Source organism: Amycolatopsis sp. NPDC102522 (genome assembly GCF_055584485.1).
The window spans coordinates 94,358-113,239 of record NZ_JBVJLY010000005.1; the positions used below are offsets into that span (position 1 = coordinate 94,358).

The following is an 18,882-nucleotide window of genomic DNA, read 5'->3' on the forward strand; positions in this document are numbered from 1 at the left end:
CGGAGTCTGGTAGAGATCACCGGGTGAGCAGCAGTCCCGAACCGACCCCGCTGTGGGACCTTCCGGAGCCTTCGCCGAAAGCCGAACCGGCTCGGAAGGCCAAGCCTTCGCGCGCGAAGAGCGCCAGCCGTCGCGGCGCGCAGAACCCCGCGCCCGAGAACCCTGTCGCGCGGATCGTCGTGGACATCCCGCTCACGCATCTCGACCGGACCTTCGACTATCAGATTCCCGAGAAACTCCACGAAACCGCCGTGCCCGGCTGCCGGGTGCGCGTCCGGTTCGCGGGCCAGCTCGTGGACGGGTATCTCATCGAGCGCACCGACTCCACGGAATTCGCCGGAAAGCTCGCGTACATCGACAGGGTGACCTCCAGCGAGCCTGTGCTGCCTCCGGCGCTGCACACGCTCTGCCGGTCGGTCGCGGACCGGTACGGCGGCACGCTCAGCGACGTCCTGCGGCTCGCGATCCCGTCCCGGCACGCGAAGGCCGAGGGCGAGCCGCCCGCCGAGCCCGCGCCCACGCCGGAAGCGCCCGAAACCACGGCCTGGGAGAAGTACCAGAGCGGTCCGGCGTTCCTGGAGGCCGTCGCGGAACGACGTCCGGCCAACGCCGTCTGGCAGGCGCTGCCGGGGGAGGACTGGCCACGTCGCCTGGCCGAAGCCGCCGCGGTGGCGGCCTCCACCGGACGTGGCGTCGTAATGGTCGTGCCGGACCATCGTGATCTCACGCGGCTGCACGACGCGTGCGTTTCCTTGCTGGGCCCCGATTCCGTGGTCGCGCTGATCGCCGGGCTGGGCCCCGCCGAGCGGTACCGCCGCTGGCTCGCGGTGCTGCGCGGCGCTGTCCGGGTCGTCGTCGGCACGCGCGCGGCGATGTTCGCGCCGGTCGCCGATCCCGGCCTGTTCGTGGTGTGGGACGACGGTGACGACGTCCACCTCGACCAGCACGCGCCGTATCCGCACGTCCGCGACGTGCTGATGGACCGCGCGCACGCCGCGAAGGGGTCCATGCTCGTCGCCGGGTTCGCGCGGACGGCCGAGGCGCAGTTCCTGGTGGAATCGGGCTGGGCCCAGCCTCTCGTGGCGGCGCGTCCCGAACTGCGGGCGGCCGCGCCCCGGGTCACGCCGGTGGGAGAGGACTTCGACGTCGCCCGGGACGAAGCGGCGAAGGCGGCACGTCTCCCTTCGGTCGCTTTCGAGGCGGCGCGACAGTCGCTGGCCGCCGGATTCCCTGTCCTGGTGCAGGTTCCGCGCCGCGGATACGTTCCGGGGCTCGCCTGCGGCAACTGCCGGACGTCGGCGCACTGCCGTCGCTGCGCGGGCCCGCTTTCCTTGCCGGGTGGGTTGATCGACGGCGCGCCGAGGCCGCCCGCCTGCCGGTGGTGTGGCGTGCCCGAGACGAACTTCCATTGCGCCGCTTGCGGTTCCGTGCGGCTGCGGGCGGTCGTCGTCGGCTCCAAGCGAACCGCCGAGGAACTCGGCCGCGCGTTCTCCGGGTTCCCGGTACGGACCTCGGGCGCGACGGAGGTTTTGGCTTCGGTGCCCGGAAAACCGGCGCTGATCGTGTGCACGCCGGGAGCCGAGCCGGTCGCGGAAAGCGGCTACGGCGCGGCGCTGCTGCTGGACGGCTGGGCGCTGCTCGGGCGGCAGGACCTGCGCGCGGGGGAGGAGACCCTGCGCCGCTGGATGGCGGCCGCGGCCCTGGTGCGGCCGGGGACCGAAGGCGGACGCGTGTTCGTCGGCGCGGAAGCGGGTCTTGCGGTGGTGCAGGCGCTGGTGCGGTGGGACCCGGGCTGGCACGCGAGCCTCGAACTGGCGGAGCGGCGCGAACTCGGCTTCCCGCCCGCGATGCGGATGGCGAGTATCGAAGGCACCCCGGACGCGGTCGCCGCGCTGCTCGACGACCTCGGTCTCCCGGAGACCGGCGAGGTGCTGGGCCCGGTGCCGCTCGGCGAGGTCGACGAGGACGGCAACGCCGAACGGGAGCGGGCCCTGGTGCGGGTCGCGCGCCCCGACGGGAAGGCGCTCGCCGCCGAGATCCACGCCGCGGCCGGGCGCCGGGACGCCCGCAAGGCCTCCGAGCCCATCCGGATCCAGCTGGACCCGCTGGAGCTCATCTAGCGCCCGCGTTTCGTCCTCTGGATGCGGTAGTCCGACGCTGAACTACCGCATCCAGAGGACGAATCGCGTGGGGTCAGAGGGTGGTGCCGAGGGTGGCGAGGACGTCGGCGCGAGCCGAAGCATCCGGAGCGGGCGTAGTGGGCTTGGTCGGCACCGAGCCGCCCAGGGCGGCGGTGAGCAGCGAGACGATCTGAGACGAGATCGCCGCCCGCCGCGCCTCGAAATCGGCGTCAGTCAGCGCCGCCGGGTCGGTGGGAGTGCCCAGGACGGGCGTGTGCAGATGCCCGCCCGCGATCCCGGTCAGGCCGAGTCCCGTCCGCAGCCGGTTGCTCCGGTACATCGATTCGTTGCTCAGATAGTTGCCGCCCCCGCCGGAAGCGGCGATCTCACCGGGCTTCGGCGCGTCCGTCCGGCACACCGCGGTCCCTGTCCCGGGCTGGCCGCTGTCCGGCCAGACGCAGAACGCCTGGTTGTACTGCACCTGGTACGCCCCGGCGGGCGCGGCGAGCATCTTTTCGTACGGCAGCGTGGTTTCGATGAACTGGTCGGCAGGCTGCGGCCAGCCCTTGGCGGGCGGGACCTGACCCTTCACGGCCTCGTCGAGGTTGTCCGGCGAACCGCCGCGCCAGGCACCGGCCCATCGCTCGATGTCGAACCGGCCGGGACGGCCCTGGCTGATCGTCATGATCAGCTCCGGCTGCCGGAAGCGGTCCTTGAACGCCTGGCCGTAGGCCGCCTCGACGATGCCCGCGTCGAAGTAGCTCCACACCACCGGGAACGACACGGCCTGCACCTGCGCGGGCCCGGTCGGGGTCTGGACGACCTTGCCGTCCAGGTGCAGCGCGGCCGCGCCCGACGGGTTCGCGATGCGGACGCCCGCGCCGTTGAGGGTGAACGGGTCGAACCCGCTCACCAGCACCCGGCGCAGCTTCGGGCCGGACGGGAAGCGGGAGTCGTCGAGGCCGCGCGCGCCGACGTCGAACGTCTTCAGCAGGTCGGCGCGGGCGGGTGCGGACAGCGGGAAGCGCGGCGTCCACTGGCGCAGCGCCTTGCTCATCTGCAGCCGCGCCCAGTAGAGCGGCCGGTCGTCGGCCTTGTCGATGCTGCCGAGGTCGGGACGGCGGCCCTGCGCGCGGTCGACCGCGGTCCGCCAGAGCCCGTCACCGGCGGTCTCGGCGAGCTTCCCGGCGCGCAAAGCGGTCTTCGTCGCGCAGAGCCGCGTCGTGAAGTCGGAGACGAGCTTGTCGAATCCGGCGAGCCGGACCAGTTCCGGACCGACCGCGGGGCCGCCCGACGGCATCGTCGCGGCGAGCCGCTTCTCCTCGACGGTGATCGCCGCCGAGTCGTCGAAGCAGCCACGCGCGCCTTCGGCTTGCGCGACGCCGGGGACCGCGAGGACGGGGAGAGCGATGAGCAGCGGGAGGAGCGCGCCCCACCGCCTGCCGGGAGTCTTCATGGACCGCATTCTGCTCATCCCGGCCGGGCCGCACCACCGACGAACGCAGGTCTGGACGGGTCTTGTCCGGGGTGGACAGGCGGGGCAGACTCGCGCCATGGCCGCGCACAGAAGCACTCCGGGACGCATCACCGCAGTCACCGCGATCGCCGCACTGGTCGCCACCGCCGCTCCGGGCGCCGCGGCGGCGGCACCACCGCCCAAGTCCCCGGTCGCCGTCGGCTATCTGGGCGCGGTGTCGAGCATCGACTCCGACGCGACCGCGATCGGCACGAAGATCCTGCGTGAGGGCGGTAACGCCGTCGACGCCGCCGTCGCGACGGCCGCCGCGCTGGGTGTCACCGACCCGTTCTCCGCCGGGGTCGGCGGTGGCGGCTTCTTCGTCTACTACGACGCGCGCACCGGCGAGGTGCACACGCTCGACGGCCGCGAGACCGCGCCGTCGACGGCGGACGAGAACCTCTTCGTCGAGAACGGCAAGGCGATCCCGTTCGCCGAGGCCGTCACCAGCGGACTGAGCGTCGGCGTGCCCGGCACGCCCGCCACCTGGCAGGAAGCCCTGCGCAAGTGGGGGACCAAGTCGCTGGCGAAGGCGGTCAAGCCCGCCGAAGACCTCGCCCGCAAGGGTTTCACCGTCGACCAGACCTTCAACACCCAGATCTCGAACAACGCCGCCCGCTTCTCGGCGTTCCCGTCGACCCGCTCGCTGTACCTGCCCGGCGGGGCGCCGCCCGCGGTCGGCACGACGTTCAAGAACCCGGACCTCGCCGGGACGTACGCGCAACTCGCCGCGAAGGGCACCGACGTCCTCTACCGCGGCCCGATCGGCAAGGAGGTCGTCGACACGGTCCGGAAACCGCCGGTCGACCCCGCGTCGACGCTGAACGTCCGCCCTGGCGACCTGAGCGCGGCCGACCTCGCCAAGTACCGCGTCGTCGAGCGGAAGCCGACCAAGACCGAGTACCGCGGTCTCGACGTCTACGGCATGCCCGCGCCGTCGTCCGGCGGGCTGACCGTCGGCGAGGCGCTGAACATCCTCGAGAACACGAAGCTCTCCAAGCTGGAGAAGGCCGACTACCTGCACTACTTCCTGGAGTCGACCCGGTACGCCTTCGCCGACCGCAACCGGTGGATCGGCGACCCGGCCTTCGTCGACGTTCCGGCGAAGGAACTGATCAGCCAGAAGTTCGCCGACAGCCGCGCGTGCCTGATCGACCCCGCGAAGGCCGGGACGAGCCCGGTCGCGCCTGCGGACCCGCGTAAGCCGGCGCCGTGCGTGGCGGGGACGAACGCCGCGCCGACGCCGTACGAGGGCGAGAACACCACGCACCTCACGGTCGCCGACAGGTGGGGCAACGTCGTCGCCTACACGCTGACCATCGAGCAGGAGGGCGGGAGCGGCATCGTCGTGCCGGGCCGCGGGTTCCTGCTCAACAACGAACTCACCGACTTCTCCTTCACCCCGGTGACGCCGGGCGTGCCCGACCCGAACCTGCCGGGCCCGGCCAAGCGGCCGCGTTCGTCGATGGCGCCGACCATCGTGCTCGATCACGGCAAGCCGTTCCTCGCGGTCGGTTCGCCGGGTGGCGCGTCGATCATCACCACGGTGCTGCAGGTCCTCACCGGCCGCATCGACCGCGGCCTGAAGCTGGTCGACGCGATCGCCGAACCGCGCGCCTCGCAGCGCAACTCGGCGGCCGCGCAGGTCGAGCAGGCGTTCCTCGACCAGACCGACGTCCTCGCGATCCTGAAGGCCAAGCAGCAGGGCTTCTCGACGGCGCCCGCCGAGATCGGAGCCGCGACCGGTGTCGAACGGCTGCGCGACGGCCGGTGGCTCGCCGCGGCCGAACCCACGCGCCGTGGTGGCGGCTCCGCAGCCGTCGTCCTGCCCTGGCCGCACCGATAGGGACCGACCCGAAGGTGACCGGCAGTACGTCTCCTGGGAGCGCGTCAGCGCGGCAGAAGACTTCACCGTCGCGCGCCTCTTTCGGCCGGAGGCCACGGAAACATTTTGCAGGGCGCCCTCTTCGCCCACGTGACGTGACAGCGATGCCGCGCCCTGCGAAATGTTTCCGTCAGCGCGCGACATAGACTGACCGGCGATGTTCGCCCAGTCAGAGGTACCCGTCCCCTCGGTGGAGGTGCGTTGATGCGCCTTGTCTTCGCCGGCACCCCCGAACCGGCCGTCCCGTCTCTGCGCGCGCTCCTCGCGTCCGAGCAGCACGAGGTCGTCGCCGTCGTGACCCGCCCGGACGCGCAGGCAGGCCGCGGCCGCCGGGTCGTCCGGTCCCCGATCGGCGCGCTGGCCGACGAGCACGGGATCGAGGTGCTGACCCCGCCGAAGGCGAGCGACCCCGCGTTCCTCGCCCGGCTCGCGGAGATCGCCCCGGACGCGTGCCCGGTGGTCGCGTACGGGGCGTTGCTGCCCCAGGCCGCCTTGGACATCCCGGTCCACGGCTGGGTCAACCTGCACTTCTCGCTGCTACCCGCGTGGCGTGGCGCCGCGCCGGTCCAGGCCGCGATCCGCGCCGGTGACGAGATCACCGGCGCCTCGACGTTCCGGATCGTCAAGGAACTCGACGCGGGCCCGGTCTACGGCGTGATCACCGAGCAGATCGCCGACAGCGACACCGCCGGGGAACTGCTCGGCAGGCTCTCGGAGTCCGGGGCGAAGCTGCTCGTGTCCACGATGGACGGGATCGCCGACGGCACGCTGCGCGCGGTCGAGCAGACCGGCGACGGCGTGAGCTACGCGCCCAAGGTGACCGTCGAGGACGCGCGGGTGTCGTTCGCCGACCCGGCCGCCGCGGTCGACAGGCTGATCCGCGCGGTCAGCCCGGAACCGGGCGCGTGGGCGGAGTTCCGGGGCGAGCGGCTGAAGCTCGGCTCGGTGACGGTCGTCGACGAGCCGGGCCCCCCGCCCGGCGAACTGGTCGTGGAACGCAAGCGGGTCCTGGTCGGCACGGCGTCGAAACCGGTGCGGCTGGGCGAAGTGCAGGCGCAGGGGAAGAAGCGGATGGCGGCCACCGACTGGGCGCGCGGTACGAGGATCGAACAAGGGGAGCGCCTGCAGTGAACGAGCGTAGGGAACGCCGGCCGTCGAGGCCGGAGCGAGGCCGTCCGGGCCCGCGCAAGGAAGGGCCCAGCCGCCCGCCGCAGATCGACCCGGCCCGGCAGGTCGCCTTCGACGTCCTGCGCGCGGTCCGGGAAGATGACGCGTACGCGAACCTGGTGCTGCCGCAACTGCTGCGCAACCGCCGGATCTCCGGTCGTGACGCGGCGCTGGCCACCGAACTGACCTACGGGACCTGCCGCGCGGTCGGCATGCTGGACGCCGTCATCGCTGCCTGCCTGGACCGCCCGCTGGAGAAGGTCGACGCCATCGTGCTGGACGGCCTCCGTCTCGGCGCGTACCAGCTGCTGCGCACCCGCATCCCCCAGCACGCCGCCGTCGGGGCCACTGTGGACCTCGTCCGCGCCGAAGTCGGTTCCTGGATCGCGGGTTTCGTGAACGCCGTGCTGCGCTCGGTGTCCGAAAAGGACGAAGACACCTGGCTGAACGAGCTGGCCCCGGACGAGGCCGCCGACCCGATCGGCGCCTACGCGCTGCGGACGGCGCACCCGCGCTGGGTCGCGCGTTCGTTCGCGGAAGCGCTGGGAGACAAGGGAGCCGAGCTGAAGGCGGCCCTGGAGGCCGACGACGACCGTCCCGACGTGCACCTGGTCGCCCGGCCCGGCGAGATCAGCGCCGACGAGCTGGCCGCCATCACCGGTGGCGACGTCGCCCCGTACTCGCCGTACGGCGTCCGGATGCCCTCGGGCTCCGGTGACCCCGGCGACATCGAGCCGATCAAGGAAAAGCTGGCCGCGGTCCAGGACGAGGGCAGCCAGCTGTGCGCCGTCGCCGTCACGAAGGTCCCGCTCACCGGCTCCGACGAGCGCTGGCTGGACCTGTGCGCCGGCCCGGGCGGCAAGGCCGCGCTGCTGGGCGCGCTGGCGTCGATCAGCGGCGCGACCGTGGACGCCGTCGAGAAGGCGCCGCACCGCGCGAAGCTGATCGAGAACGCCGTCCAGGGGCTTCCGGTGACCATCCACGTCGCCGACGGCCGCGAGACCGACCTCGAACCGGGCTACGACCGGGTCCTGGTCGACGCGCCGTGCAGCGGTCTCGGCTCGCTGCGCCGCCGCCCCGAGGCGCGCTGGCGCCGTCAGCCCAGCGACATCTCGGACCTGACGAAACTGCAGGGCCAGCTGATCACCGCGGCGCTGGACCTGGTCCGCCCCGGCGGTGTGGTCACCTATGTCGTCTGCTCGCCGCATCTGGCCGAGACCGAAGGCGTCGTGGGGGAGACCGCGCGCCGCGCCGGTGCCGAGATCGTCGACGCGCGGCCGTTCTTCCCGGACGTCCCGCAGCTCGGCAACGGCCCGTACGTCCAGCTGTGGCCGCACCGCCACGGCACCGACGCGATGTTCTGCGCCGTCCTGCGGAAGCCGGAAACCGCCGGGTGAGCAGGATCCTCGGCCTGGTCGCGAGCTCGTGCGGCGGACTGGACACCCGGTTCGCCGCGCAGCTGGCGAAACCGGCCGCGGACCGCGGCTGGGAGCTCGCGATCACGCTGACCCCCACCGCGGCCCGCTGGCTGGAGAAGACCGGCGGGCTCGGTGACCTCGAAGCGTGCACCGGGCTGCCGGTCCGCAGCACCTCCCGGCTGCCGGGCGAACCCCGGCCGCATCCGGATCCCTCGGTGTTCCTGTTCGCGCCCGCGTCGGCGAATTCCGTGGCGAAACTGGCTCTGGGCATCGCCGACAACCAGGCGCTGACCCTGCTCGGCGACGTCCTCGGCACGCCGGGGATCACGATCGCTCTCGGCTACCAGATCCAGGACACGCGGGTGCACCATCCGGCGTGGCGGCGGCATCTCGACACCCTCGAATCGGCGGGCGTCACCACCACACGGCTCACTCCGGACGCGCCCTGGACCTCCGTGCTGGACTTGCTCCCGAAGCCTTAGCGGGCGCAGAACGCCGTGTCGACGGCGGTCAGGAGGGACTTCGAAGCCTTCGCCGGCAACGGGTCCTGGTTCGCCATGACGTTCACCCGCTTGCCGTACGGGACGGCGCCGGACATGTTCGTGAAGCCACGGAGGCTTCCGGTGTGCCCCCAGAATTTGCCACCGCAGGTCAACTTGACGGACGCGAGGCCGAGCCCGTACTCCGCGCCGGGCGGGCCAAGGGGTACCGGAATGGTCCGCTGCATCTCCGCCAGTTCCGGCGGAAGCAGGAGACGGCCTTCGACGAGAGCCCCGTAGAAGCGGTTCAGCTCCTCTCCGGTCGAAATGAGCCCACCGGAGGCCCAGGCGATCGACGGGTCGAGTTCGGTGAAGTCGACGAGCCCGTCCTCGCCCGGTGCGTATCCCCGGGGGTGTGGTGACGGCAGCCTTTCGTCGCCGCGCAGCGGTAGATAGGTGTTACGCAGGCCGAGCGGCTTGGCGATCCTGTTCCGGATCTCGGTGGAGACGGACTGGCCGGTGAGCTTCTCGATGAGCATTCCGGCGATGATGTAGTTCGTGTTGGAGTACGCCCAGCTCGTGCCGGGAGTGAAGTCGGGCCGATGGGCGAGGCCGATCGCCACCAGCTCTTCGGGTTCGGCGCCACGATGCCGCCACTCGGCGACGTCGAGGTCGCGGACGTAGTTGTAGAGCCCGCTGGTGTGCTGGAGCAGCTGCCGGACGGTGATCTTGGTGCCGTCGTTGTCGTTCCCGCGTACGAGACCCGGCAAATACCGGTCGATCGGCGTGTCCAGCTGGACCTTTCCCGCGGCGACCAGTTGCAGCACCACGACGGCGACGAAGGTCTTGGTGATGCTGGCCGTCCGGAACTTCGAGCCGTGCGGGATCGGCGTCCCGGTCTTGACGTTCCCGACGCCCTCGCGTTCCGACCACGTCCGCCCGGACGCGCTCGTCACCGTCGCCTGCGCGCCGGGAGCCCCGTCCTGTACCAGCGTTTTCAGCGCCTTGTCGACCTCGTCGTGCGGTTTGGTCACGGCAAGCGCCGGTGCGGCGGTGGTGGTGGCCAGCAAGGCGATCAGCGAACTTATTGCGACAATCTTCTTACCTGGCAAGGTTTTTCGCATGCATCCCAAGCTAGGGAAACCGGCCGCGCGCGACCATGAGGCAGGCCCCCACCCCTCATCGGGGGCCTGCCCCACCATCAACGCAGACGCAGCGCGCGCTTCAAGGTGTCGAAGAGGTCGGTCTGGTTGGTCAGGCCGACGACGTTCGCCGCCTGCGGCCCGTAACCCGCGACGCGGATCTGCGTGCCGGTGTGGTCCTGCGACGAGCCGGGCATGCCGGTGCCGTAGTTGATGGTCATGTTCGCGCCCTCGTTGGTGATCAGGGTCGCGGTCTGGCCGGGGCTGACGGTGCCGTTGCCGATGATCTGGCTGGTGTGGCCGTGGTCGCCGGTGACGATCACCAGGGTTTCGGGGTTGCTGCGTGCGAACGCGAGCCCGGCCGCGACGGCCTGGTCGAAGTCGATCGTCTCACCGATCTGGCCGCACGGGTCGGCGGCGTGGTCCTGCTTGTCGATGCTCGCGCCCTCGACCTGGAGGAAGAAACCCTTGTCCTTGCGGCGGTCGTCGAGCAGCGAGAGCGCCTTGCGGGTCTGGTCGGCCAGCTTCGGCTGCGTCTTGGGCAGCGCGGGGTTCGGCGTGCAGCGGGTCGGCGGGGTGCCGCCCAGCTTGGCGGCGGGGCCGGTCCAGTTGACCGGCATGTTGCCGGCGGCGAACAGACCCAGCAGCGGCTTGCCCGGCTTGGCCGCGTCGAGGTCGGCCGCGGTGTTCACCACCTGGTAGCCGGCGGACTTCGCCTGCTCCAGCACGGTCTTGCCGGCGAACTTCCCGGCCTTGACCTGCTGGTCGAAGTACTTCGCGCCGCCGCCGAGCAGGACGTCCGGCTTGGTCTGCACCAGCTGCTCGGCGATGGATCCGGCGCCGCCGTTCTCCTTGGCGTTGGCCGCGCACTTCTTGCTGGTCTCGTCGGGGCCCTTGCAGTCGCGGTTGACGACGTGCGAGCCGAGCACCGCGGGGGTGGCGTCCTGGACCTCGGCCGTGGTGACGTCGCCGGTGCGCAGGCCCGAACGCTTGGCGATCTCGAGGATCGACGGGACGGCGTTGCCGTACGGGTCGACGGAGATCGCGCCGTTGTAGGTCTTCACGCCGGTGGCCCATCCGGTGCCGGAGGCGGCCGAGTCGGTCACGTAGTCGGGCTTCGAGGGGTTGTTCTTCTCGACCGCGTACGTCGTGTAGTCACCGGTGAGCGGGAGGCCGTCCATCGCGAGCCGCCCGGCCGCGCCGCGCTCGTAGTTCCGCGCCGAGGTGATCTCGGACTGGCCCATGCCGTCGCCGATGAACAGGATGACGTTGCGGGCGTGGCCGCCCTTGATCGCGGCGCGCACGTCCTGGGTGCGGTCACCCTGCGCGGAGGCGAGGCGGGCGTCGTCGCCGGCGGCGAGAGCGGCGGGCGCCAGCGCGATCAGCGTGACGCCGAGCGCCCCGCCCGCGAGCCATTTGCGCCGTCCTGTGAACAGCGAAGCCATCGAAAATCTCCTTGTGACACTGGGGGATACCCGGGGATCGGGGCAGTCCCATTAGTCACCGCGCATGTGTGCGGCCGGGGGTTTCCGGATGAACGCGAGTGGAACAACGGCCGTCCGCTAGCGCAGGCTGTGACCCGGTGCGACGACGCCGCTCTCGTAAGCGAACACCACCGCCTGACTGCGGTTGGCCGCGCCCAGTTTGCCGAAGATGTTGCCCACATGGGTTTTGACGGTTTCGAGACTGATGACCAGATCGGCTGCTATGTCCACATTGGACATCCCGGTGGCGATGAGCCGCAGCACCTCGGTCTCCCGTTTCGTCAGCGACGACGGCCGTGGCGCCAGGCCAGACGGCGCCGGGCGCGCGGTGACCATCCGCCGGATGGCGTCGGGGAACAGCAGCGTTTCCCCGGCGGCGATGGTCCGGATGGCGTGCGCGAACTCCTCCTTGCGCGCCCGCTTGAGCAGGAACCCGCTCGCCCCGGCCAGCAGCGCGTCGTAGACGTAGTCGTCGTTGTCGAACGTCGTGATCACGAGGACCTTCGGCGGTTCGGGGATCTCTGCCAGTATCCGTCGGGTCGCCTCGATCCCGTCGACGCGCGGCATCCGGACGTCCATCAGGACCACGTCGGGATTCGCCCGCCGCACCAGGCCGACCACCTCGCCGCCGTCGCCCGCCTCGCCGACCACGGTCAGGTCGGGCTGGTTGTCCAGCAGCGAGCGCAAGCCGGCGCGCAGCAGCGGTTCGTCGTCGACGATCAGGACACGCAGGGTCATGAGCGTGACCGTAGCGGGATCGTGGTCACCAGCCGCCACAGCGGTTCCCCGTCGATCGCGGGCCCCGCGATGAGCTCGCCGCGCAGCGCCTCGACGCGTTCGGTGAGCCCCGGCAGACCGTTGCCGCCGCGGCCGGACGCGGCCGCGTGCTCCACGAGCGGGTTCACGATCTCGATCCGCAGCGCGTCGGCGAGCACCGCGACCCGGACGGTCACCGGCCCGGGATGGGCGTGCCGCAACGCGTTCGTCAGTCCTTCTTGGACGATCCGGTACGCCTCCCGCGAAAGGGTCGCGGGCAGTTCGGCGGCGGGCCCGGTCAGTTCGTAGTCGATCACCGCGCCGCCCGCGCGGGCCCGCTCGGCCAGCGTCCCGGCTTCGAGGAGCCTCCGTTCGGGCTCACGGGACGACCGGTCTTCCCGCAGCAGGCCGAGTACGTGGTCGAGGTCTTCGAGCGCCGCCCGGGACGACTCCTCGATGGTGCCCAGCGCCCGGCGCACCAGCCGCGGTTCGGAATCGACCAGTTCGGCGGCCGCGGCGGCCTGGATGGTCGACGTCGTCAGGGTGTGGCCGATGGAGTCGTGCAGTTCGCGAGCCAGCCGGTTGCGCTGCTCGAAATGGTTCGCCCGGACCTCGGCCGCGGCGACGCGTTCGGCGGCCGACGGGCCCAGCAGCGAGAGCGCGCTGTACTGGAAGAGCTTGGTGAAACCGGCGAGGACGTACGCGATGACGACGAGCGTGACCAGCGCGATCGGCAGCGTCCACAGCCCGGCGGCACCGGCTTCGATCGTGACCCGTTCGCCGAAGAACTCGATGGGGCTGCCACCGCCGCCCAGCCAGATCACGGCGAACGCGAAGCCGATCATCAGGAAGCAGCCGATCCCGAAGAGCACCCAGCCGAGCCCGGTGTGCAGGAGCAGCCAGGCCGCCGAACGCCAGCGTTCGGCCCAGGCGATCTTGGTGTGTGGCGGGGGCTGCGCGATCCGGGTGCCCAGCATCTGGTTGGAGAACCAGATGCCGACGCGCCGCATCGGCCCGGCCAACCCGATCAGCCCGACCAGGACGCCCATCGCGAGCATCCCGTAGACGAGCTTCACCCTCGCGTCGCCGGGGAGGAGGACGGCGGGGATGAGCGCGATCGGGAACGGGACCGCCGTCGCCGCCATGCCGAGGAGACCGAAGGGCACGCTGCGGTAACTACCGATCCGCACCAGGGTTGTGAGTGGGTTGACCATGACCAGAACGCTATTCGGCGCCGCGTGCGTGCACCTCCCACTCCGGGGCCATTTCGCGTCATCCTCAAGACCACCGGCGCCGGTCACAGCCGGTTAGCGGGCGTTAGCGGCGTCCTCCTACACTCGGGCGCGTGGCTCACCGACCTTTGATCGCACCCAGCATCCTATCCGCGGACTTCGCCCGGCTCGGCGACGAGATCCGCGCCGTCGCGGGTGAAGGCGACACGCGCGCCGACTGGGTCCACGTGGACGTCATGGACGCGCACTTCGTGCCGAACCTGACGCTCGGGCTGCCCGTGGTGCAGTCGCTGATCAAGTCCACCGACGTGCCGATCGACTGCCACCTGATGATCGAGAATCCCGACAAATGGGCCATCGGGTACGCCGAGGCGGGCGCCTACAACGTCACCGTGCACGTCGAGGCCGCGCACGACCCTGTCGCGCTGGCGAAGAACCTCCGTGCCGCCGGGGCGAAGGCCGGGCTGTCGATCAAGCCGAACACGCCGATCGAGGACCACCTCGACACCCTCAAGCACTACGACACGCTGCTGGTGATGTCGGTCGAGCCCGGCTTCGGCGGCCAGTCGTTCATCGAGGGCGTCCTCGACAAGGTGCGCACCGCGCGTCGCCTGGTCGACACCGGGCACCTCAAGCTCGTCGTCGAGATCGACGGCGGGATCAACGCCGACACCATCGAGCGGGCCGCCGAGGCCGGCGTGGACTGCTTCGTCGCCGGTTCCGCCGTCTACGGCGCCGAAGACCCTGGTAAGGCCGTCGCGGCGCTGCGCGAGCAGGCGGCCCGCGCCCGCGGCTGATCCCGGCTCTTGATCCACCTATCGGGTCAGGAGAAGGAAACGGCCCCGTTGGGTGTTGGATGGGGCAAGCACCGTTCCAGCGACGGTGCGACCCAGGAGGAGGGCAGCAGGAGTGTTCACCGGCATTGTCGAGGAACTCGGCGAGGTCACCGCGGTCGAGCAGGTCCCCAGCGCCGCGCGGCTGACCGTACGGGGGCCGCTGGTGACCAGCGACGCCGGTCACGGCGACTCCATCGCGGTGAGTGGCGTGTGCCTCACCGTGGTCGCGGTGGCGGGCGGTGAGTTTACCGTCGATGTCGTGCACGAAACCCTGCAGCGCTCCAGCCTCGCGAAGGTACACGTCGGCGACGTCGTGAACCTCGAACGCGCGACGCCGGCGGGCGGCAGGCTCGGCGGGCACATCATGCAGGGCCATGTCGACGGCACCGGCGTCTTCCTCAAGCGGGACGAACAGGGGCTCACCTCGTTCGCCCTGCCGGGCAAACTGGCCAGGTACGTGGTCGAGAAGGGGTCGATCGCGGTCGACGGCGTCTCCCTCACGGTCGCTTCGGTGACCGACGAGGAGTTCGCGGTCGCCTTGATCCCGACCACTCTCGAACTCACCACGCTCGGCCGGAACACCCCGGGCGACCTGGTGAACCTCGAGGTCGACGTGGTCGCCAAGTACGTGGAGAAGCTGGCCATGCCGCACCTGCGCGCGCAGGGGGACAATGGCGGTACGGAGGAGCGGGCGTGAGTGGGACGAGTGCGATTCCGGGGTCGGCTGATCTGACCCCCTGTGGAGGCGGGGTGGCCGTGAACGCCGAGCTCATCGAGGCGGCGATCGCCGATATCAAGGCGGGCCGTCCGGTCGTCGTGGTGGACGACGAGGACCGTGAGAACGAAGGCGACCTGATCTTCGCGGCGGAGAAGGCCACGCCCGAACTGATGGCCTTCATGGTGCGCTACACCTCGGGGTACGTCTGCGTGGCGCTGACCGAGGCCGAGGCGGACAGGCTCGACCTGCCGCCGATGTACCACACGAACCAGGACCAGCGCGGCACCGCGTACAGCGTCACGGTCGACGCCGCCGCGGGCATCACCACCGGCATCTCCGCGGCCGACCGCTCGCACACCGTCCGGCTGCTCGCCGACCCGGCGTCCACGGCGGCGGACTTCCGGCGTCCCGGCCACGTGGTCCCGCTGCGCGCCAAGCAGGGCGGCGTCCTGCGGCGCCCCGGGCACACCGAGGCCTCCGTCGACCTGGCCCGCCTCGCCGGGCTCTCGCCGTCCGGCGTGCTCTGCGAGATCGTGTCGCAGAAGGACGAGGGCGACATGGCCCGCCGCGACGAGCTCGAGGTCTTCGCCGCGGACCACGACCTCAAGATGATCACCATCGCCGACCTGATCGCGTACCGGCGGCGCACCGAGAAGCAGGTCGAGCGGGTCGCCGAGGCGCGCATCCCGCTGACGGCGGGCACGTTCCGCGCGGTCGGCTACGACAGCCTGCTCGACGGCATCGAGCACATCGCGTTCGTCTACGGCGAGATCGCCGACGGCGAGGACATCCTGGTCCGCGTGCACTCCGAATGCCTCACCGGCGACGTCTTCGGCTCGCTGCGCTGCGACTGCGGCCCGCAGCTGGAGGCGGCGCTCGAAGCGGTGGCCAAGGAAGGCCGCGGCGTCGTGCTCTACATCCGCGGTCACGAGGGCCGCGGCATCGGGCTGCTGCACAAACTGCAGGCCTACCAGCTGCAGGACGCCGGCGCGGACACCGTCGACGCGAACCTGCAGCTCGGCGTCCCCGCCGACGCGCGGGACTACGGCACCGGCGCGCAGATCCTGTGCGACCTCGGCGTCCGCTCGATGCGGCTGCTGACGAACAACCCGGCCAAGCGGGTCGGCCTGGAGGGATACGGCCTGCGGGTCACCGGGCGGGTGTCGCTGCCGATCTCGCCGAACCCGGAGAACCTGCGCTACCTCAAGACCAAGCGGGACCGGATGGGGCACGACCTGTCCCAGCTGGAGCATTACGACCAGGTCGGCGCCGAAGTCGACCAGGGCAACGGAGGTGGCACGCGGTGAGCGGCGAGGGCCGTCCGGACGTCGAACTCGACCTGTCCGACTGTAAGAACATCCGCCTCGGGATCGTGGCCACGCGCTGGCACACGAAGATCACGAGCGCCCTGCTGGACCGTGCCCTCGAGGCGGCCAAGGCGGCCGACCTGGAGGAAGAGCCGACGGTCGTGCGTGTCGCGGGCGCCGTCGAACTGCCCGTTGCCGCGCAGGCGCTGGCCCGCACGCACGACGCCGTCGTCGCGCTGGGCGTGGTCGTCCGGGGCGGGACGCCGCACTTCGAGTACGTCTGTGACGCGGTCACCGCGGGCTTGACCAGGGTCGCGCTCGACGAGAGCACCCCCGTCGGCAACGGCGTGCTCACCTGCGACACCGAGCAGCAGGCCCTCGACCGGTCCGGCCTGCCCGGCTCCGTCGAGGACAAGGGCTACGAAGCGACCGTCGCCGCGCTGGACGCCGCGCACGCGCTGCGGAACCTGCGGCAGCCGTGGACCGAGCGGGGCTTCGTGTGAGCGTCGAGGCAGGTGTGATGACAGAGTCCGAGGTCGTGGTGGTGCGGCCCCGCCGTGCGCTGGTGATGTGCTCGGTGCTGGCGGTGATCCTGCTGGCGACGTTCGTGGTCGTCGCGGTACTGCTGCGCGGCTCGGACACCGGCGTGATCTTCCAGCCGTCCGACCAGGCGGCGATGATCGGCATCGGGGTCCTGCTCGCCGCGGGCACGATGCTGTTCGCGACCGCGCGCGTGAAGGCCGACGCCGACGGCATCGAGGTCCGGAACGTGCTGCTGACGAAGAAGTTCGCTTGGAGCGAAGTGCTTTCGGTGAGCTTCCCGGACGGGGCTTCGTGGGCGCGGCTGGAGCTGCCGGACGACGAGTACTACTCGGTCATGGCCGTGCAGGCGGTGGACCGGGACCGCGCGGTGGCCGCGGTGCGGGCGCTGCGGCGGCTGCACAAGGCGGCTTGGAACGGCTGACGCTCTTCGCGCTCTTTCGAGTGTTATGAAGGGGGCTTTCATCGCAAAATTTGCGATGAAAGCCCCCTTCATAACACTCGGGGGCGGGGCGCGCTGGGCCTTCCGTCCCTCAGGGTTCACGGACCCCCAGTGGCTCACCGTCGGATGTCGCCTCCCTCCAGCCTCACGGCCCACCCGGCCCTCCGCGGTTCGGCACGATGGTCGCTGAAGTACGTGAAGGCCCCCTAAAGCGAAAGATCCACCACGACCGGCGCGTGATCCGAGGGCCCCTTGCCCTTCCTCGCGTCACGGTCCACATAGGAATCCGTGACCGCGCCGGAGACACGGGAGTCGGCGTACACGAGGTCGATCCGCATTCCCTTGTTGTTCGGGAAGTTCCCGGCCCGGTAGTCCCAGTACGTGAATGGGTGGTCGTACTTCAGCGGCCGTGGGAACACGTCGGACAGGCCGAGATCGCGCAGCGCCGCGAGCGCCTTCCGCTCCGGCTCGGTCACGTGCGTCGACTCGGCGAACACGCCGATGTCCCAGACGTCCTCGTCTGCGGGCGCGATGTTGAAGTCGCCGAGCACCGCGAACGGCAGGCCGCGCGCCTGCTCCTCCCGCACGGTCGCCTCCAGCGCCGAGAGCCAGGCGAGTTTGTATTCGTAGTGCGGGTTCTCGAGGTCGCGCCCGTTCGGCACGTACACCGACCACAGCCGCACCCCGCCGCAGGTGGCGCCGATGGCCCGCGCGTCGGTCTTGTCTTCGAAGGTGGGCTCGCCGGTCAGGCCGCGCGTCACGTCTTCCAGGCCGACGCGGGAGAGGATGGCCACGCCGTTCCAGCGCCCGATGCCGTACGCGGCGGTCTCGTAGCCCGCTTCCCGCACGGCGTCGACGGGGAAGGCATCGGTGCCGCTCTTGAGTTCCTGCAGGCACAGGACGTCCGGCTGGGCCGAGCCGAGCCAGTCCAGCACTCTCGGCAGCCGGGGCCCGATCGAGTTCACGTTCCAGGTCGCGATCCGCATGCCCGCGAGCGTCCCACACCCCACCGACATCCTGACGCGAAAGGGGCCCCTCCGAGACGGGTCGCGTCTCGGAGGGGCCCCGCCGGGGAAGAGGTCAGACCCCGGCGGTCGTGCGGATCCAGGAGCGGGCCGAAGCGACGCTGCCGTAGTTGTTGGTGCCGCGGGTGTTCGAGCCGCTCTGGTTCTGCACGGTCGAAGCGACACCGACCTGGACGCCGTTGGAGACCTGGGGGCCGCCCGAGTCGCCCTTCCACGCCGAACCGTTGATGCCGACGCTCTGGATGGCCGGGCCGCCGTAGGCGTCCGAGGAGCTGCCGCTGACGCGGACGTTGGCCACCTTCAGCGCCGAGGCGGGCGGGCCGGTCGGGGTCTCACGGCCCCAGCCGTAGAGCTGGTTGGTGGACCCGCTCGACGGGTTCGAGCTGGCCAGGCCGATCGGCGTGACACCGGCGTCCGAGGCCAGGTGCAGCAGCGAGATGTCGGAGCCCGCGGGCGAGGACACCTTGCGGTCGACGGCGATCACGCGGCCGCCCTGGAGCTGGTTGCTGCCGACACGGACCCGCATGCCGGTGCCGTCGGAGTCGAGGCAGTGCTTGGCGGTCAGGACCCAGCGCTGGGCGATGACGCTGCCGGAGCAGTTGAAGCCGTCCCACTGACGGCCCGGGGTGTTGACGTAGACCTGGGCACCCCAGCTCACGGTGGGGGCGGTGCCGCCGCCCACGATGTTGGGCTGGACACCGGTGGGGGTGCCCGCGGAGGCGACCGCGCCGGCGGTCATGGTGAGGGCTGCGGCGGCGAGGGTGGCGGCGCCCAGCGTACGAAGACGGCTCACGGTGCAGGAGTCCTTTCGAGCG

The 18,882-nt window shown here is 71.1% G+C and carries 17 protein-coding genes; 10 read left to right on the top strand and 7 right to left on the bottom strand.

The genetic code is table 11. The features are described from left to right. Positions 1–23 precede the first annotated feature (23 nt). On the top strand, positions 24–2,120 hold the full coding sequence (locus ACZ6YV_RS15760) for a primosomal protein N' (RefSeq protein ID WP_465510255.1): 2,097 nt from the start codon (positions 24–26) through the stop codon (positions 2,118–2,120). 73 nt (positions 2,121–2,193) lie between these two features. Here ACZ6YV_RS15760 and ACZ6YV_RS15765 read toward each other — a convergent pair whose 3' ends face one another. Then, positions 2,194–3,576 carry a pyroglutamyl-peptidase I gene (locus ACZ6YV_RS15765; protein ID WP_465510256.1) on the bottom strand — a complete coding sequence of 461 codons (1,383 nt, stop codon included), beginning with the start codon at positions 3,574–3,576 and terminating at the stop codon, positions 2,194–2,196. 97 nt (positions 3,577–3,673) lie between these two features. Here ACZ6YV_RS15765 and ggt point away from each other — a divergent pair, with 97 nt between their 5' ends. The 4 genes from ggt to ACZ6YV_RS15785 all read left to right on the top strand — a co-directional run bounded on the left by ggt (position 3,674) and on the right by ACZ6YV_RS15785 (position 8,588). Continuing rightward, entirely contained in the window at positions 3,674–5,482 is a 1,809-nt protein-coding gene (gene ggt, locus ACZ6YV_RS15770; RefSeq protein WP_465510257.1) for a gamma-glutamyltransferase, read from the top strand. Between the two features lie 243 nt (positions 5,483–5,725). Next, positions 5,726–6,652: a methionyl-tRNA formyltransferase gene (fmt, locus tag ACZ6YV_RS15775; RefSeq protein WP_465510258.1), complete on the top strand. Its 927-nt coding sequence runs from the start codon at positions 5,726–5,728 to the stop codon at positions 6,650–6,652. Then, positions 6,649–8,085, top strand: coding sequence for an RsmB/NOP family class I SAM-dependent RNA methyltransferase (locus tag ACZ6YV_RS15780; protein ID WP_465510259.1), 1,437 nt, complete (start codon positions 6,649–6,651; stop codon positions 8,083–8,085). Before fmt ends, ACZ6YV_RS15780 begins: the two co-directional genes overlap by 4 nt. After that, entirely contained in the window at positions 8,082–8,588 is a 507-nt protein-coding gene (locus ACZ6YV_RS15785; protein ID WP_465510260.1) for a flavoprotein, read from the top strand. The genes ACZ6YV_RS15780 and ACZ6YV_RS15785 overlap by 4 nt, the downstream gene beginning before the upstream one ends. Here the strand turns inward: ACZ6YV_RS15785 and ACZ6YV_RS15790 are convergent. The 4 genes from ACZ6YV_RS15790 to ACZ6YV_RS15805 all read right to left on the bottom strand — a co-directional run bounded on the left by ACZ6YV_RS15790 (position 8,585) and on the right by ACZ6YV_RS15805 (position 13,181). Beyond that, positions 8,585–9,709 (bottom strand): serine hydrolase domain-containing protein, encoded by a 1,125-nt coding sequence (locus tag ACZ6YV_RS15790; RefSeq protein ID WP_465510261.1) that lies wholly within the window; start codon positions 9,707–9,709, stop codon positions 8,585–8,587. The two genes, ACZ6YV_RS15785 and ACZ6YV_RS15790, sit on opposite strands and share 4 nt — an antisense overlap. Positions 9,710–9,786: 77 nt before the next feature. Next, on the bottom strand, positions 9,787–11,172 hold the full coding sequence (phoA, locus tag ACZ6YV_RS15795; RefSeq protein WP_465510262.1) for an alkaline phosphatase: 1,386 nt from the start codon (positions 11,170–11,172) through the stop codon (positions 9,787–9,789). Between the two features lie 117 nt (positions 11,173–11,289). Then, entirely contained in the window at positions 11,290–11,949 is a 660-nt protein-coding gene (locus ACZ6YV_RS15800; protein ID WP_465510263.1) for a response regulator transcription factor, read from the bottom strand. Next, positions 11,946–13,181, bottom strand: a complete 1,236-nt coding sequence (locus ACZ6YV_RS15805) for a sensor histidine kinase (protein ID WP_465510264.1) — start codon at positions 13,179–13,181, stop codon at positions 11,946–11,948. The genes ACZ6YV_RS15800 and ACZ6YV_RS15805 overlap by 4 nt, the downstream gene beginning before the upstream one ends. A gap of 146 nt (positions 13,182–13,327) precedes the next feature. On the opposite strand from ACZ6YV_RS15805, the gene rpe reads away from it, so the two are divergent. The 5 genes from rpe (at position 13,328) to ACZ6YV_RS15830 (ending at position 17,024) form a co-directional block, all read left to right on the top strand. Continuing rightward, entirely contained in the window at positions 13,328–13,996 is a 669-nt protein-coding gene (rpe, locus tag ACZ6YV_RS15810; protein ID WP_465510406.1) for a ribulose-phosphate 3-epimerase, read from the top strand. A gap of 112 nt (positions 13,997–14,108) precedes the next feature. Further along, complete coding sequence (locus tag ACZ6YV_RS15815; protein WP_378237809.1) at positions 14,109–14,732, top strand: riboflavin synthase; 624 nt, start codon at positions 14,109–14,111, stop codon at positions 14,730–14,732. A 53-nt stretch (positions 14,733–14,785) separates the two neighbouring features. After that, positions 14,786–16,060, top strand: coding sequence for a bifunctional 3,4-dihydroxy-2-butanone-4-phosphate synthase/GTP cyclohydrolase II (locus tag ACZ6YV_RS15820; protein WP_465510265.1), 1,275 nt, complete (start codon positions 14,786–14,788; stop codon positions 16,058–16,060). Continuing rightward, positions 16,057–16,563 (top strand): 6,7-dimethyl-8-ribityllumazine synthase, encoded by a 507-nt coding sequence (ribH, locus tag ACZ6YV_RS15825; RefSeq protein WP_101606755.1) that lies wholly within the window; start codon positions 16,057–16,059, stop codon positions 16,561–16,563. The genes ACZ6YV_RS15820 and ribH overlap by 4 nt, the downstream gene beginning before the upstream one ends. A 17-nt stretch (positions 16,564–16,580) precedes the next feature. Next, positions 16,581–17,024: a PH domain-containing protein gene (locus tag ACZ6YV_RS15830; RefSeq protein ID WP_465510266.1), complete on the top strand. Its 444-nt coding sequence runs from the start codon at positions 16,581–16,583 to the stop codon at positions 17,022–17,024. Positions 17,025–17,248: 224 nt separating this feature from the next. Here the strand turns inward: ACZ6YV_RS15830 and ACZ6YV_RS15835 are convergent, their stop codons facing one another. Together ACZ6YV_RS15835 and ACZ6YV_RS15840 are read right to left on the bottom strand one after the other, a co-directional pair. Then, on the bottom strand, positions 17,249–18,028 hold the full coding sequence (locus tag ACZ6YV_RS15835) for an exodeoxyribonuclease III (RefSeq protein ID WP_465510267.1): 780 nt from the start codon (positions 18,026–18,028) through the stop codon (positions 17,249–17,251). Positions 18,029–18,122: 94 nt separating this feature from the next. Continuing rightward, complete coding sequence (locus ACZ6YV_RS15840) at positions 18,123–18,860, bottom strand: S1 family peptidase (RefSeq protein WP_465510268.1); 738 nt, start codon at positions 18,858–18,860, stop codon at positions 18,123–18,125. Positions 18,861–18,882: the final 22 nt, after the last annotated feature.

What these genes read in the sequence shown, in the direction of transcription:
- ACZ6YV_RS15765 (WP_465510256.1), bottom strand. Translation starts at nt 3,576, where the DNA reads ATGAAGACTCCCGGCAGGCGGTGGGGCGCGCTCCTCCCGCTGCTCATC.
- ggt (WP_465510257.1), top strand. Translation starts at nt 3,674, where the DNA reads ATGGCCGCGCACAGAAGCACTCCGGGACGCATCACCGCAGTCACCGCG.
- fmt (WP_465510258.1), top strand. Translation starts at nt 5,726, where the DNA reads ATGCGCCTTGTCTTCGCCGGCACCCCCGAACCGGCCGTCCCGTCTCTG.
- ACZ6YV_RS15790 (WP_465510261.1), bottom strand. Translation starts at nt 9,709, where the DNA reads ATGCGAAAAACCTTGCCAGGTAAGAAGATTGTCGCAATAAGTTCGCTG.
- phoA (WP_465510262.1), bottom strand. Translation starts at nt 11,172, where the DNA reads ATGGCTTCGCTGTTCACAGGACGGCGCAAATGGCTCGCGGGCGGGGCG.
- ACZ6YV_RS15800 (WP_465510263.1), bottom strand. Translation starts at nt 11,949, where the DNA reads ATGACCCTGCGTGTCCTGATCGTCGACGACGAACCGCTGCTGCGCGCC.
- ACZ6YV_RS15805 (WP_465510264.1), bottom strand. Translation starts at nt 13,181, where the DNA reads ATGGTCAACCCACTCACAACCCTGGTGCGGATCGGTAGTTACCGCAGC.
- ACZ6YV_RS15830 (WP_465510266.1), top strand. Translation starts at nt 16,581, where the DNA reads ATGACAGAGTCCGAGGTCGTGGTGGTGCGGCCCCGCCGTGCGCTGGTG.
- ACZ6YV_RS15835 (WP_465510267.1), bottom strand. Translation starts at nt 18,028, where the DNA reads ATGCGGATCGCGACCTGGAACGTGAACTCGATCGGGCCCCGGCTGCCG.